General features: G+C 63.2%; 6 protein-coding genes. 4 read left to right on the forward strand and 2 right to left on the reverse strand.

The window, feature by feature from the left end:
• On the reverse strand, positions 1–8,076 hold the full coding sequence (locus tag ACEWPL_RS13795) for a hypothetical protein (protein WP_393934522.1): 8,076 nt from the start codon (positions 8,074–8,076) through the stop codon (positions 1–3).
• Positions 8,077–8,680: 604 nt separating this feature from the next.
• Positions 8,681–8,995 (reverse strand): TraR/DksA family transcriptional regulator, encoded by a 315-nt coding sequence (locus ACEWPL_RS13800; protein ID WP_393934521.1) that lies wholly within the window; start codon positions 8,993–8,995, stop codon positions 8,681–8,683.
• Between the two features lie 291 nt (positions 8,996–9,286).
• Between ACEWPL_RS13800 and ACEWPL_RS13805 the strand changes: the two genes are divergently transcribed.
• The 4 genes from ACEWPL_RS13805 to ACEWPL_RS13820 are packed head-to-tail and all read left to right on the forward strand — an operon-like array spanning position 9,287 to position 13,554.
• Positions 9,287–10,435, forward strand: coding sequence for an ABC transporter permease (locus ACEWPL_RS13805; RefSeq protein ID WP_393934520.1), 1,149 nt, complete (start codon positions 9,287–9,289; stop codon positions 10,433–10,435).
• Positions 10,435–11,223: an ABC transporter ATP-binding protein gene (locus ACEWPL_RS13810; RefSeq protein ID WP_393934519.1), complete on the forward strand. Its 789-nt coding sequence runs from the start codon at positions 10,435–10,437 to the stop codon at positions 11,221–11,223. Before ACEWPL_RS13805 ends, ACEWPL_RS13810 begins: the two co-directional genes overlap by 1 nt.
• Positions 11,223–12,938, forward strand: a complete 1,716-nt coding sequence (locus ACEWPL_RS13815; protein ID WP_393934518.1) for an MlaD family protein — start codon at positions 11,223–11,225, stop codon at positions 12,936–12,938. Before ACEWPL_RS13810 ends, ACEWPL_RS13815 begins: the two co-directional genes overlap by 1 nt.
• 4 nt (positions 12,939–12,942) lie before the next feature.
• Positions 12,943–13,554, forward strand: coding sequence for an ABC-type transport auxiliary lipoprotein family protein (locus ACEWPL_RS13820; RefSeq protein WP_393934517.1), 612 nt, complete (start codon positions 12,943–12,945; stop codon positions 13,552–13,554).
• Positions 13,555–13,577: the final 23 nt, after the last annotated feature.

Here is a 13,577-nt window from a genome sequence, read left to right on the forward strand (position 1 = left end):
CTAACGCCTCCGCGCCCGTTCGCATGCGCTGACGTCCGGGCTGTCGAACGCCTCGGCACTGACCACGTCCAGAAGGCCCCAGCTCCCCCCGGCCCGCGTATGGGTGGGCCCATCGAACCAGAGGTAGCATCCCGGCTCCACGGCTTTGGTCAGCGAGGCAGTGATCGCCTTGCCGGGGGCCAGAAGGGAGGCCCGGGGGAAACCGAACCCACGGAAGAGGTCATCGTAATCCTGGGCAATCGTGACAAAGGCGCGCTGGCGCGCGCGTCCGCCTGGATGCACCACATGCACCACCACTTCTTCGCCCGCAATCGCGCGCAGGACCGGCATTGGCTGTTTGGCCGGAATGGTCAGCTCCTGAGGTTTCAGCGGAAAGAACTCTTCGCCGAACTTGAAGGCATTCAGGTTGAAATGGCTTTCGACATCGCCCTGTCCGGTGTCACGGAGCCGGACATTGAACGGCTCGCTGCGGTAGCTGACGCCTTTCTCGCCCCAGTCATAACTGTCACCGCAGATGCCGCAGGTCGCCACCAGTCTGATGTTGCTGCCCGAAACGATTGTTTCATCCTGGGTGCCCCGATCTGTCAGGTTCAGGCCATCCTGCCAGAAAAGGGTGAACTGTCGGATGGTGTGTTTCTTTCCGTCCGGACCTGGTGTCGTAAGCTTTGCTGTCCAGAATGGCCTTTCGCTTTTGCTCGACACGATAACGCTCTCGGTGCAGGCGCGATCGTTCGTCTTTCGCAAGAAGCGCTCGGGAATTGGCAGCTTGTTGCCTTGCGCATCAGGCGCCAGCAGGTCGAGGCGAAAACATCCGAAGCGTGTTCCGCTAAACCGTTGCTTGCGCGCGCGCACATCCCGTATCACGGCATCCTCGGGTACCACCGTGATGGCACCGATCAGCCCTTCGAGGGGGTGACCGATGACATCGCCCTGCGACTTCACCGGCAGCGCCCCAAAGGCATAGGGCGTGAACCGCACGTCGAAGACGTCCAGCCAGTGAATGATCCAGACCAGACCGGGCCGGAACAGGGTTGCATCCAGCTCGCGCGCGAACCTGCGGGTTGTCTCGTCCAGCTTCAGCGTCACCGATATCAGGCGCAGTGCCGCGTCGCGGTCGGCGCGAAGGGCGGCGGCAGCGGCGGTTTCCAGCGAAACCTGCACGCGGCGATCATCCCCGGTCGTGTCCCGGCCCGCCAGCCCGAGTTTCTCGGCCAGTTCCGCCGGCAGTAAGACGCTTTCCCCAAAGGAAATACCCCGGAATGTCGTTCTGCCCAGAGGCATCTGGTCGATCCGCAGTTCCTTGCGGGTCTCTGGATCGATCCGGAGCGGATCGGCGCCAACAACATCCAGCTCTTCCTGCGGCTGAAGATCGAGAAGCTCCGCACCAGGCAGAAGATCCCGGATCATGGCCGCGAAGGTGCGTCGCCGCTCGGCGTATCCGTTGGCAAGCTCTTCGACAGCGTCAAGCTCCTGCCCCAAAGTCCGGTCTATGGAGGCCAATCCGACGCGATCCCGAAACAGGCGGGCAAGGCGTGGGTTTTCCTCTTCCAGCTTGCGCGCTTCCTCTTCCAGTGCCAGCAATGCGGGTGTCTGCTTGACCAGATCGGAAACCGCCAATTCTTCGATTTCCGCCGGGATGTAGCGTCGCACGGCCGAGAGTTGCAGCACAGAGCTAGGATTTACCAGACCCCATACCGGAATGCGGCGCCAGTTGCCGAACGCCCGACCTGCATAGAACTCCATCTGCATGATCTGCGCACTGCGCTCGCGGTCGTCCGGCGGGCTGTTCTGATCCAGGTTGGTCAAGGTGATGCTGGCCACCGGCCCCGGATCTGCGCCATCCAGCGCCCAGATCGGATTGCGCCCCACCGGCCGGGCATAGCTGCGCTGCTTGTTCATGATCGGCAGCGGGAAATTCACGGCAAGGCGGTTGGACGGCACGAGGTCGTCGTCCACATCCAGCTCGGATGTCAGCGTCGCGTTCTCATTGGGGGTGTCGTCGGCCTCCTCTTCGGGCGACCACCGGACATCGACGTTGAGCGACGTGATCTTGGGCATCATCGCGTCGCCCGGTCGGTCCTTGAGCCCACCGGTTCCGGGCGCTTCGCGCAGCGCATTGATCCACGTGACTCTCACGCAATCGCCGGCATTGACGTTCAGCACCATTGGCTCGGGGCGGTCATAAGCCTCCTGAACCGCCGTGATGACGTCGGCGAGCGGAATGGAATTCCACGAGCCGGTATCGTCAATGATCGCCGGGGTCACATCGCCGACCGTGGGCAACTCACCCGGATGTGCAAGGCTCAGTACGCGGCGCGGATCGACGATCGCAAAGAACAAGCCGTCCGGGTCGGACAAGGGCCGCGAATAGGGCGTACCCGATCCGAATACGGTCGTGGATTCGATCGCAACGACGGCAGTGTAGACATGCGGCGCCGACGGATCGCATTTGGCGATCAACTCGGGCTCGAGTGCGGTTCCCTTCGGTTCCGGCTTGGTCATCAAACCGTCGAAGCGGTTGCGAAAGTCCAGCATCCGATCCAGTGGCGCCGGCGGTTCGGTGAATTGAGCGGGGATGACGCGCCCGGCGCCCGGGGCGGGAAAGAGAGTGCGATCCAGCAATCCTTCCCGATCTGGCATGTCGATTTCGGGCAAGTCGAATTCAGGCAGCCGCAATTCGGGAACGCGCAAATCTGGCATGCGTAGGTCCGGGAAACGCCTGTCGGGTGTGCCAAGGTCCGGAGTGCGAAGACCGCCGCCGTTCTCCAGGATCTCCGGCAAATCCCTGTTCGGGACCCGCAGGTCCAGATCCGGAATCTGCGGGCTCACCGGCTCCTCGGGCTGTAGCAGCGCCTGCAGGTCAAGCAGGGATTCCGCCTCGCGCGTCACGGGATCGATGATGCGCTGCGCCTCGGGGGCGCGCAATTCGTTCGTGCGAAGCCGAAGCAGCAGCTCGTCGATGCGGTTCACATTGCCCAGAAGGCGGTCGCTGAAATCCACCGGAACCTTCGTTGCTCCGGCGCCGCGCACGCGCAGCAAACCCCATGCCCCGTTCCAGAGCGCGTCGGTCGATCCGAAATGAACCAGCGTATCGGATGGCGACGTGCGGCGTTTGGCCAGCAGCAGTTCTTCGCGAAGCCTGTCCAGCTGGTCCATGATCGCCCAGTTTTCAGGGACGGTGTTTTCGAGGCTCCGATAAAAGGCCAGCTTTCTGCGCACGTTGGCCGCTCCGCTGCCTTCCAGATTGCTGTTGAAGAGATAGGAGGCGCGGAATTCGAAATGCTCGGAAATCCCGATTTCCTGCGCAGCGACGCGCCCTTCGACGTTGAAACACTGGGCGATTTGCGTCTCGAACTTGCTCCAGTAATCCTGATCGGCGCCGCTGAATCCGGAAGGTCCATAGATCATCCAGCGGCGGTATTGCTCGGGCCTGCCATCCAGTGCCAGGCTGACCACGCCGCCCAGAACAGGATCGAGGCGGCACGCATCCACCAACGCCCCGCGGCGGGTGATATCGTCTGTGCGCGGCAGGATGGCGGGGAACTTCTGATCGATGTTGCGCTCCCAGGTATAGCCCTCCAGCGTGAAGGTATGCTGCACCTCTTGCGCACCCTGGATAAGGCGGACCTGGACCGGATCATTGTCATATGTGTCCAGGATGGGCGTCACCGGATCGCCGTGCATCTTGTCGGCGCCGGCAGCCGTCGAGCCGGTCAAAAAGGCGTTGGCCATGTCGCCGCGCGCGTCAAGCCGCTGCCTGCTGATCTCGCAATCCTCGACCACGCCAGCCTGCAAGCCCGCCACCCAATGACTGAGCGGCTTCAGATCGCAGTCGGACGATCCGCCGGAATTAGTTCCGATCCGCAAGGGCAATGGCTCTCCGCGGTAGTTCATTAGATAGGGGTCGTGGTGGTCGACCGAGATGCTTTCGGGCCGGTGCGGCGGCGAAACCGGCGCCGCAAGGCGCGCGTCGGGATCGTGGGCGTCAAAGCCCGCGGCCATGCGGCGATAGCGGATCACGTGGTCCGTCAGCGTCAGATCGGTGTGCGTGGCATTCGGATCGTTAAGTGCAGAACTGGTCAGGACTTCGCCAGCCTCCAGCAGATTGGCCGCCGGATGGTGGCTGTCACCGGGCCGCCCCGCTGCGACCCAGGCCGGAGGCACATCATCGCCGGGTGAAGCCCATGCTCCGTCGGACTGTTCGGCCACGTCGCTTCCGCAGATGCGCTGCATCGCTTTCACATCTCCGCCAACGGCGTGCTGAGCCTCACAGACCAGCGTCGCCATGCCCTTGGCATAATCCGAAACCTCGGTCTGTGAGGCATCGAAGGTCGCGGCGACAAGGCCCGGCTTCGTGGCAGCACGCGGATCGTACAATGTTGCGAAATCGGCAATCGACAGGGCGAATTCGCGATATTCGGGCGTTGCCGGATCCAGGGGCATGTTGTCGCGGATGATCTTGCGCGCGCCCACATCGATATCGGTCGCCACGATCAGGTCACGCGTGGTGCGCTGAGGCGTGCAGACCGTTTTGGACGTGTTGCAGATTTGGGCTTCGGCGGGTTCTATCACCAGCGCGGTGTAAAATCCGTGCTGCTGGATCGAGGACGGTCCGAAATGGTCATGGCTGAACACCGTGCGCAGCGTGCGGTCAAAATCCTTGCCATCGTGCGAGCCATCGGCGCGGGTCGAGGATAGGATCGGATCGGCAAACCAGCGCTGCGCCGTGGTCTGGAACAGATCGCGATTGTCCGATAGCGGCCTGCGCCAGATGTCCTTGAATTTCTCGGCGACAACCCAGATTTCCTCGCCGTCATCCTGCGCTTTCAGTTCGCACAGTCCCGGCACCTCGCGCATTTTCAATGCGCCCGCCGGGCGGGCTCCGGTGATGATATCGCTCGGCTGCTCGTTCTTGGCGGCGCAGATGCGCGCGGCGATTTCATCGGCGGCAAAGGTGCCGTCTTCGTAGTTCCAGCCGTTGCCGGACCCGTCTGACGCTGTCACATCGAATTTTACCAGATGAATATGCTGGCCGATGGTGTCGGTCGGGGTCCGGATCTGGAAGTCATCCAGCTCCAAATCCTTGGGCAATTCGTTGGTGTGCCGGAATTCGATGCACTCGCCGGACAGCGCGCGAAAGAAGAACGGCTCTTCGCTGGCCGAGACGGTGGGGGAGTATTTGCCGCCACCTGCCTTGTAGCCATCCGAATTCGCCGTCAGCACATTGATGCGCGCCTGCGGATCGTGCCAGCCCGCCCGGTTTGTGACCAGATCCAGTTGCACGGCGGACCCTTCGTAGCGGCGATATCCATCCAGCGCGGGGTCGGGGGCAAAGATGTTGCCTGCCAGACCGTCAAGGAAGGGGTCTTTTTCCATCAGGATCGGGATCGACTGCCCCGGCTCGGCGCCTAGATCATCCGGGCCGCCACATGGGTCGGCAAATGGCGCGCCGGGCTTGGACGGCGCCCCGTTCACCCCGAACACCCCGCCACCCGCGGCAGAGACCGAGCGGTAGGTCCGGCCATCACCGGACAGCCCGGTAGGCGCGCCCAGGGCGTCGAACAGGGTCATGACCTGCCCGTCGACGATACCGTTTTCATGGAATGCCATGCCAGTCCGCTCGATCGGCGTGCCGTCATAGGGCAGCAGATCCAGCTTTGCCGTGACAAACTTCATCGTCATGTCGCCCATCGCAAGCGCCTTGGCGACGATCTGGGCCTGCGCGGCTTCGCGGGATGACTGACCGGGGTTTGCGAGCGCATCCGCCAGCGACGTGACGCCTGACAAGTCGGACAGCGCCGGCACAGAGAAAGGGAACTTCCGCTTGGCTTTGTCCGTCACGACATGCCGCGGCAGCCCGCCATCCAGATACGCATCCGTCACCGCATTTCCCGCAAGTTCGCGCGCGATATCCATCGGGGCCTGCGGCGGGCGATGGCCCGGCTGGCCGCCGATGTAGTACGGATACCCCGGAAAGCTCTTCAGCGGCTCATCAGATGCGATGACATTACTGCCGTCGGCTTCGACGATCGCCGCATTGTCCGTAAGGACCAGGTCATCCCCTTCATAGGACGGGAGCAGCGGCCAAGGCTGATCAGGCAGCGGAATGATGGCGGGCACGGGCGTGCCCAACTGGTCGCGGTCGTCCTGATCGTCACGGTCGATCCATCGGCCCGTGGCAGGGTCCACCGATCCGGGCCGCTTTTTGGCACGGGTGTCCAGATCCATCTCGGCAAGGGAAAGGTCCGGCTCCCACTGGCCATCGGGCAGCTTGCGCGTGCCGTCCTCAAGCACATCATGCACCCGCCACAACTCCCACATGCCTTGGGCGAAATGCGGGTAGAGATGACAGTGAAAGATCGAGTCGCCGGGCGTGCGATTGCGGTTGCCCGACCCAAGTGTCTCGTACCAACCCGGCAGGCCCGGCGCACCGGAGGGGTGATACACCTCAAGGCCACCATCATAGATGTTGTATGAAAAACTTTGCTGCGGCCCGACGGTCTGACTGTCCAGATACGAGCCGCGACCTTGATCGTTGCCGGCGAACCACTGATGCGCGTGCAGATGGAACACATGCGTTTCCTTCGGCCCTGCATGGAAATTCCGGAACGTCACCGCGTCATTCAGATAGGAGTGATGCACATTTGACGGGTCGTCACTGTATTGCTCCAGCAGCGCGGGATCGCCATTGGCCCAAGAGGTCAGAAAGAATTCCTCGTAAAGACACTCGGCGCAATTGGCCGCTGGACCGATACCCTTGCGATTGGCCAGCAGCATGGCCCCCATGCCACCGGCCCCGTAGTTGATCGCAAAGCCGTCGCGCACGCCGGCCAACTGGCCCGTCGCGAAATCACCCAATTCCTCGAAATTGCGGTTGACGAAGGTCTTCAGCTCATCATGGAAGAAGACACTGAACTCGCGGAAGCTGTGGGAGTCCTTCTCGCCCACGGCAGGCTGATGCACGATGGCGTTCAGGTCAGAGTGGATCACCTCAAAAGCGTTGTCCCCCTTGTCCTGCCATATGTTCAGGATGGGAACGCCGTCCGCGTCCTTGGTCTCGTAGGCGCTCAGATCGCCGATGCTGTCCAGCGCGTGACGCGGCGTATTCGTCTGCTTCCAGACCGCGTCGAAGGCGCCGTGGCTGGTCTGGCTGCGATAGGCGCGCACGTTCATGTTCTGCGCCACGACCGCCCCGAAAAGGCCGTGCGTGATGGACCCCCCATCGCCCTCGCCCCCGGAAGGTGCTGCGGTCGAGGCAAGGAAGAACGGACCCTCGCGCTCGATCATGTAATAGCAGTCTTTGATGGCGTCGGGCGCGATGCTGGACAGGCCCTTGCAGTACCGAGGCGCCTCGACGATCTTGCCGTCCTCGATGGCAAACGCCGTCAATCCCTGGATCGCAAAGTTCAGGCCCCGGTCGGCCGGCCAATTGTTGTCCCCATCCCGGTCCCCCGAGGACAGCGCATCGCAACTCGCCTCACCGTGGTCCAGCGCCGTGTCGTCGCCTTCGGACATCCAGGTGCGAATGCGGGGAAACATGTCACCCCGACTGCCGGGAACGATATTCTTGCCGGCGCCGCAAAACCCGGACGAGAAATTCGGCTGGTCGGGCTTGAGCAGGTTTGTCATGCGCACATGCAGCACGTCGCCGACATTGGCGCGCAGCACCATCGGGCGAGGCCGCTTGCAATCCTTGAGCCGCACCTTCCCCGCCGAGAGGGGGCTTTTCAGTGTTTCCGTGCCCAGCAAGGCATCGCAGGCATCCGCCGTAATGGCTTTGGGCGCCTCGCTCAGCGGTACCACATCGCGGCGCAGCGCATACATCATGCCGAAGGGGTTGAAGGCGCCGAACCGATTGTAGACCAGCATCTGATCCATCGCCACGACGTCGGCGCAGACAGTACGCCCGAACCTTTTGTCGGCGGCTCCCGCCGCCAATTCGGCCTCGTTCAGCTTTTCATGAATGGGCGCGCATTCCATTTCCGCGCGCGCCGCCGTGGGTGTGATCCCCGCGGCGCATATCAACACCGTTAGCGGGAGGACCAGACGCAGACCGTTCACAATAAATCTTGACATAATTGGATCCCCGCGATGGCTTCACCAATTTCACATCCACATAGGATAACCCTTTCAGAAGGCGCCTAAGCGTCTGAATTCGGTGGTGAACTAGAAATACTGATCAGAGAAATCCGGGCACTCACAGAGCGCTCGCGCTGTTGTGAAATTACCATGAAGGCGCATTTTTTGCAATAAATTATACGACCATAGGTAGAGCCGTTGCCGTCGCTGCAATTGGCCGTTCCCTTACCTTCGCTCGATCAACGCGAGGAAACAGCCCCTAAAGGCTTTGCAAAAAAGGTTTTTTGCCTTCCTGGCCGTCTCGCCGATCCGCTGCTGCGGGACCCCGGCCTTGGCGTTCGGCAAATTCGGGAGGTCTTCGCGTTTCCGCACCGATGCTCATCGGCCTCAGGACCTCTTTTCTTGAATTAGCGGGCGGGCGGCGCAATGATTCGACAAGTCCGGTTGACGCATATCGCACACGAGGCGGGAGGTTTTCGCTGAACGCGCGAATGACGGGCCGTGATGCGGCCTGAACCGCCCGCGCCCGCTGGGGCGGTTTGCGCGCGGTAGGCGCGCGCAAACGGTTGAGCGATGGACGCGTCCCGCAAGGCGCGCCTGGTCAGGTCGCGCAGTTCTTGCAAAAGGGCGTTGCTGGCAGCAGGTCCAGCCGCGCGGCCGAGATCTCGTCTCCGCAGACCTGGCAGACGCCGTAAGTCCCGGCCTTGATCCGGTCCAGCGCCGCGTCGATCCGCCTGACCTCGGCCAGTTCCGCCTGGCCCAGCGATTCCAGCACCTCATCGCCCTGTCGCTCGGACGAGCGGTCCTCCCAATCCTTGGGCTGGGCTTCGTCAAGCGTGTCCTCCACCGTCTCCAGATGCCGGGTCAACTCTTCCCGCCGCTCCCGCAGGGTCGCTTCGCGCTTTGCGATATCCATGTCTTCTCCTCTTTTGAATTTGGATGAGATTGTATCACGGTAACAGATGCAGCCTTGATTTGAGTCAATCAAGTTGGCGGCCGGGCGATCTAACTATAGCAAGGCAAAGGGAGGAGCGCTTGAAAAGGTGCATGGCAGGGACGTTGATGGGACGGGTTCGGGGTGATAGCGTCGCTCGATCCTTTGTGAACACGGCCTCCGCGCGGGCGAGGGCGCCTTGTAACCAGATCGCGCGCATCGTGGCACCCCGATCACGGCCGCAGGCAGATCCAGACGGGGTAGAGGCGAGCGATGGTCCAGCAAAGTGAAGATACGCTCCAGGATCAGTCCCGCGCCGAGGCGGCAGGCGCCGCCCCTTCAGCGAACTTGGAGAACGGCCAGCTGATCCTGTCGGGGCGCCTGCTGATCGACACGGTCGCGACGCTGGAGCGTGGGGGGCAGGGCGCGGAGGCCATCGATATCGCGCAGGTCAGCCATATGGATACCGCCGGCGCGTGGTATATCGTCGATGCGCAAAGGCGGCTGGCCGGCGGCAAGGCCGAGGTGCCGATCCTTGGCGCCGACGAGCCGCAGGAGCAGTTGATCGAGGTGGTCCGCCGCAACATGCCGCCGGAGGATACGGGCGGTGCCAAGCGCATCTCGCTGGCGGACCGGGTCGAGTCGCTGGGGCGCAAGACGGCGGCCAGCGCGCAGATTGCCGTCGAATTGACCAGCTTCCTGGGGCAGGTCATCGCGGCGCTGGGCGCCATGGTGATCCATCCGCGCCGCCTGCGTCTGACCTCGCTTGTGCATCATATGCAGGAGGTCGGCTGGAACGCCATTCCCATCGTCGCGCTGATGTCGTTCCTGATTGGCGTCGTGCTGGCCTTCCAGGGCTCGGTGCAGCTTCGCCAGTTCGGCGCCGAGGTATTCGTCGTCGATCTCATCGCCATCTCGGTGCTGCGGGAGTTGGGGATCCTGCTGACCTCGATCATCGTCGCGGGCCGGTCGGGATCGGCCTATACCGCCGCCATCGGCTCGATGAAAATGCGAGAGGAGGTTGATGCGATGCGCACGCTGGGCCTCGATCCGATCGACATTCTGGTGGTGCCACGGGTGCTGGCACTGATCCTGATGCTGCCGGTCCTCGGACTGATCTCGGACCTGGCGGGGCTGGTGGGCGGCGCCATGATGTCATGGATCGAGCTGGGTGTGTCCCCCGCCGTCTTTCAGGCGCGGCTGGTCAGCAACACGGACGTCTGGCACTTTCTGGTCGGCATGATCAAGGCGCCCTTCTTTGCCATGATCATCGGGATCATCGGCTGCTACGAGGGGCTCAAGGTGGGCGGTAACGCGGAATCTCTGGGACGGCTGACATCGACCTCGGTGGTGCTGTCGATCTTCATGGTGATCGTGGCGGATGCCGTGTTCTCTGTGGTTTTTGCGCTGATAGGAATTTGATGAGCGACGCGGAGCCGATCATAAAAGTGCGCGGCCTGACCAAGGGCTTTGGCAGCCACCTGGTGCATGAGGGGCTGGATCTGGACGTGCGCCGGGGCGAGATCATCGGCATCGTGGGTGGCTCGGGCACGGGCAAATCAGTGCTGCTCCAGCAGATCGTCGGCCTGCTGAGGCCCGACAGCGGCAGTATCGAGGTGTTTGGCCAGAGCGTCGACGGCACCTCGCCCGAGCAATACAAGCAGCTGCGCCGCCGCTGGGGCGTGATGTTTCAGGACGGCGCACTCTTTTCGTCCCTGACTGTGCGCCAGAATGTCGAGGCCCCCATGCGTGAGCAGTTGGACCTGCCGGACGAGTTGCGCGAGACCTTGGCAGGGATCAAGGTGCGTATGGTTGGGCTGGAAGAAGTCGCGCAGGGCAAGTTCCCCTCCGAGCTTTCGGGCGGGATGCGCAAGCGGGCCGGCTTTGCCCGTGCCATCGCGCTCGACCCCGAGATCGTGTTTCTGGACGAGCCGACGGCAGGGCTGGACCCGATCGGCGCCGCGGCCTTCGACACGCTGATCCGCCAATTGCAGACGACGCTTGGACTGACGGTGTTTCTGGTGACGCATGATCTGGATTCGCTGCATGCGATCTGCGACCGTATCGCCGTGCTGGCCGAGAAGAAGGTACTGGCGGTCGGCACCATGGCCGAGTTGATGAAGGTGGATCATCCTTGGGTCCACGAGTATTTCCACGGCCCCCGCGCACGGGCAGCCCTGGCAACCGAACAAGACGAAAAGGTGCAGTGATGGAAACCCGTGCGAATTACATCCTGATCGGCGCGTTCACGCTGCTCGGCATCATCGGCAGCCTTGTCTTTGCCGTGTGGCTGTCGAGCGTTCAGCTCGACCGGCAATACGCCTATTACGGCATTCTCTTCGATGATGTGTCGGGGCTGGATTCGGCTGGCGACGTGGTCTTCAACGGGATCAACGTGGGCCGTGTCATCGACGTGCATATCCACGATCCCGATCCCTCCAAGGTCTATGTCGGGATCGAGGTCGACGCGACGACGCCCGTGCGCGAGGATACCGTGGCGCAGCTCAGCTCGTCGGGCGTGACGGGCGTGGCCTATATCGCGCTGACGAACCGCACGGCCAACGCGGCGCCGCTCACCTCGCCTGACGGAACGCCGCCCATCATCCCGTCGCGCCGCTCGACCGTGCAGCAACTGGTCGAGGATGCGCCCGATCTCATCACCGAGGCGACGAACCTGCTGAAACAGTTCCAGCAGATCGCAGGGCCGGAAAATCAGGCCTACGTGCAGAACATCCTGACCAATCTCAGCGATGCGTCCGGCGGGCTGGATCAGGCCCTGACCGATTTTTCCGACATTACCCGGACGGTGGCCGATGCCACCGAACAGATTTCCGGTTTCAGCGCGCGCCTCGACACGCTGGGCGCAGCGGCCGAGACGACACTGGGTAATGCGGACCAGACGCTGACCTCGGCCACTGGCGCGTTCGAGTCGGCCAAAGCGGCCATCGACACGACCGGCACCGCCATCGACAGCGCAGGCGCCGCCTTTGCCGAGGCAGAGGCCCTCATGCGCGATCAGGTGCCGCAGATCGCCGCGCAGATCTCGCAGACGGTCGATGCGCTGAACCAGGCGGTCGCCGATATTTCAGAGCGGTCGGTCACCACGCTGGACGGGTTTGATGAGACGGCGGCCCTCTTGAACGCGCGGCTGCAGGAGCTGGAACAGACGCTGTCGGATGCCAGCACCTCGTTCACGGCTGTGACCGATGCGTCGAACAGCGTCAGCACGCTGGTTGCGGGCGATGGCACCCTGATGGTCGCGGATGCGCGCGAAGTTCTGGCCAGCGCGCAAAGCGCGATATCCAAGATCGAGACGGTCATCGATCAGGACGTGCCCGCCGTGGTGGAGGATATCCGCAGCGCCGTATCCTCGGCCTCGGTCGCGGTGGATAATGCGGCGCGCGATCTGACCGACTTCACCGAAGGCCTGACGCCCTTGGCGGACGACACGCGCAAGTCGGTCAACGCCGCCACGGATCTGTTTCAGCGGGCCAATGTCACGTTGGCCAGCATCGACGGCTCTCTGGTCGCGGCGGACCGCGCGCTCAGCTCGGCGGAGAAGGCGTTCGACAGCGCCGACGAGGTAATCTCGACCGATCTGGGTCCGGTGCTGTCCGATATCCGCGCGGCGACCGATCAGATTGGCGGCGCGGCCGACCAGATATCCAACGACCTGCCGCAGATCACCACCGATCTGCGCGCGCTGATCAGCCGCGCGGATGATGTCGTCGCACAGGTTCAGGCCACGGTCAGCGACGCCGCGCCGGGCATCCGCAACTTCACCGGCAACGGTCTGAACGAGCTGGGGCGCCTCAGCGCCGAGGCGCGCGGGCTGGTCCAATCGCTCGAAAAACTGGTGCGCCGCATTGAACGAGACCCCGCACGGTTCCTCTTGGATGAACGCGTGCCCGAATACCGGAGATGACAAGATGCAGACCATGACCCTCACCCGCCGCGCCGCGATGCTGGGCGCTGCTGCCAGCCTCGGCGGTTGCGGCGCGCTCTCGTCGCTCAATGCGGCGGCGACGCCGCTGGATACCTACGATCTGTCGCCCGCCGCCGGATCGACCGCTGGCCGCAGGTCAGGCCGGACGCTACTGGTGGCCGTGCCGAATGCGCCCGCTGCGGTCTCAAGCGACCGGATCATGGTGAAACCCGGCGCCGCTGCGGTCACCTATCTCCCCGATGCGCGCTGGTCCGATGAACTGCCCGCGCTCGTGCAATCGCTGCTGGTCCGCTCGATCGCCGGCACGGGCCGCATGGGATATGTCGGCCCGAACGAGGCGGGTCCCGTGCCCGATCTGGCGCTTTTGCCGCGTATAGACGCCTTTCAGGTCGAGATCACCGGCGAGGCCGCAGTCGCCAAGATCGATATCAGCCTGACATTGCTGCGCGACAGGGACCAAAGCGTGATCAAGACGGCGGTCTTCCGCAACGAGATTGCCGCGGCCAATGACACGCCCACCGCCATCGTCGCCGCCTTCCAGGCCATCCTCGACGCGCTACTGCCCCTGATGGCGAACTGGGCTGCCACCGGGTGAGAGGCGCCCTCTAAAACGGGTCT

The sequence above is a fragment of the Roseovarius roseus genome, from assembly GCF_043355935.2.
Taxonomy (GTDB): Bacteria; Pseudomonadota; Alphaproteobacteria; order Rhodobacterales; family Rhodobacteraceae; genus Roseovarius; species Roseovarius roseus.

What these genes read in the sequence shown, in the direction of transcription:
- ACEWPL_RS13795 (WP_393934522.1), bottom strand. Translation starts at nt 8,076, where the DNA reads ATGTCAAGATTTATTGTGAACGGTCTGCGTCTGGTCCTCCCGCTAACG.
- ACEWPL_RS13800 (WP_393934521.1), bottom strand. Translation starts at nt 8,995, where the DNA reads ATGGATATCGCAAAGCGCGAAGCGACCCTGCGGGAGCGGCGGGAAGAG.
- ACEWPL_RS13805 (WP_393934520.1), top strand. Translation starts at nt 9,287, where the DNA reads ATGGTCCAGCAAAGTGAAGATACGCTCCAGGATCAGTCCCGCGCCGAG.
- ACEWPL_RS13810 (WP_393934519.1), top strand. Translation starts at nt 10,435, where the DNA reads ATGAGCGACGCGGAGCCGATCATAAAAGTGCGCGGCCTGACCAAGGGC.
- ACEWPL_RS13815 (WP_393934518.1), top strand. Translation starts at nt 11,223, where the DNA reads ATGGAAACCCGTGCGAATTACATCCTGATCGGCGCGTTCACGCTGCTC.
- ACEWPL_RS13820 (WP_393934517.1), top strand. Translation starts at nt 12,943, where the DNA reads ATGCAGACCATGACCCTCACCCGCCGCGCCGCGATGCTGGGCGCTGCT.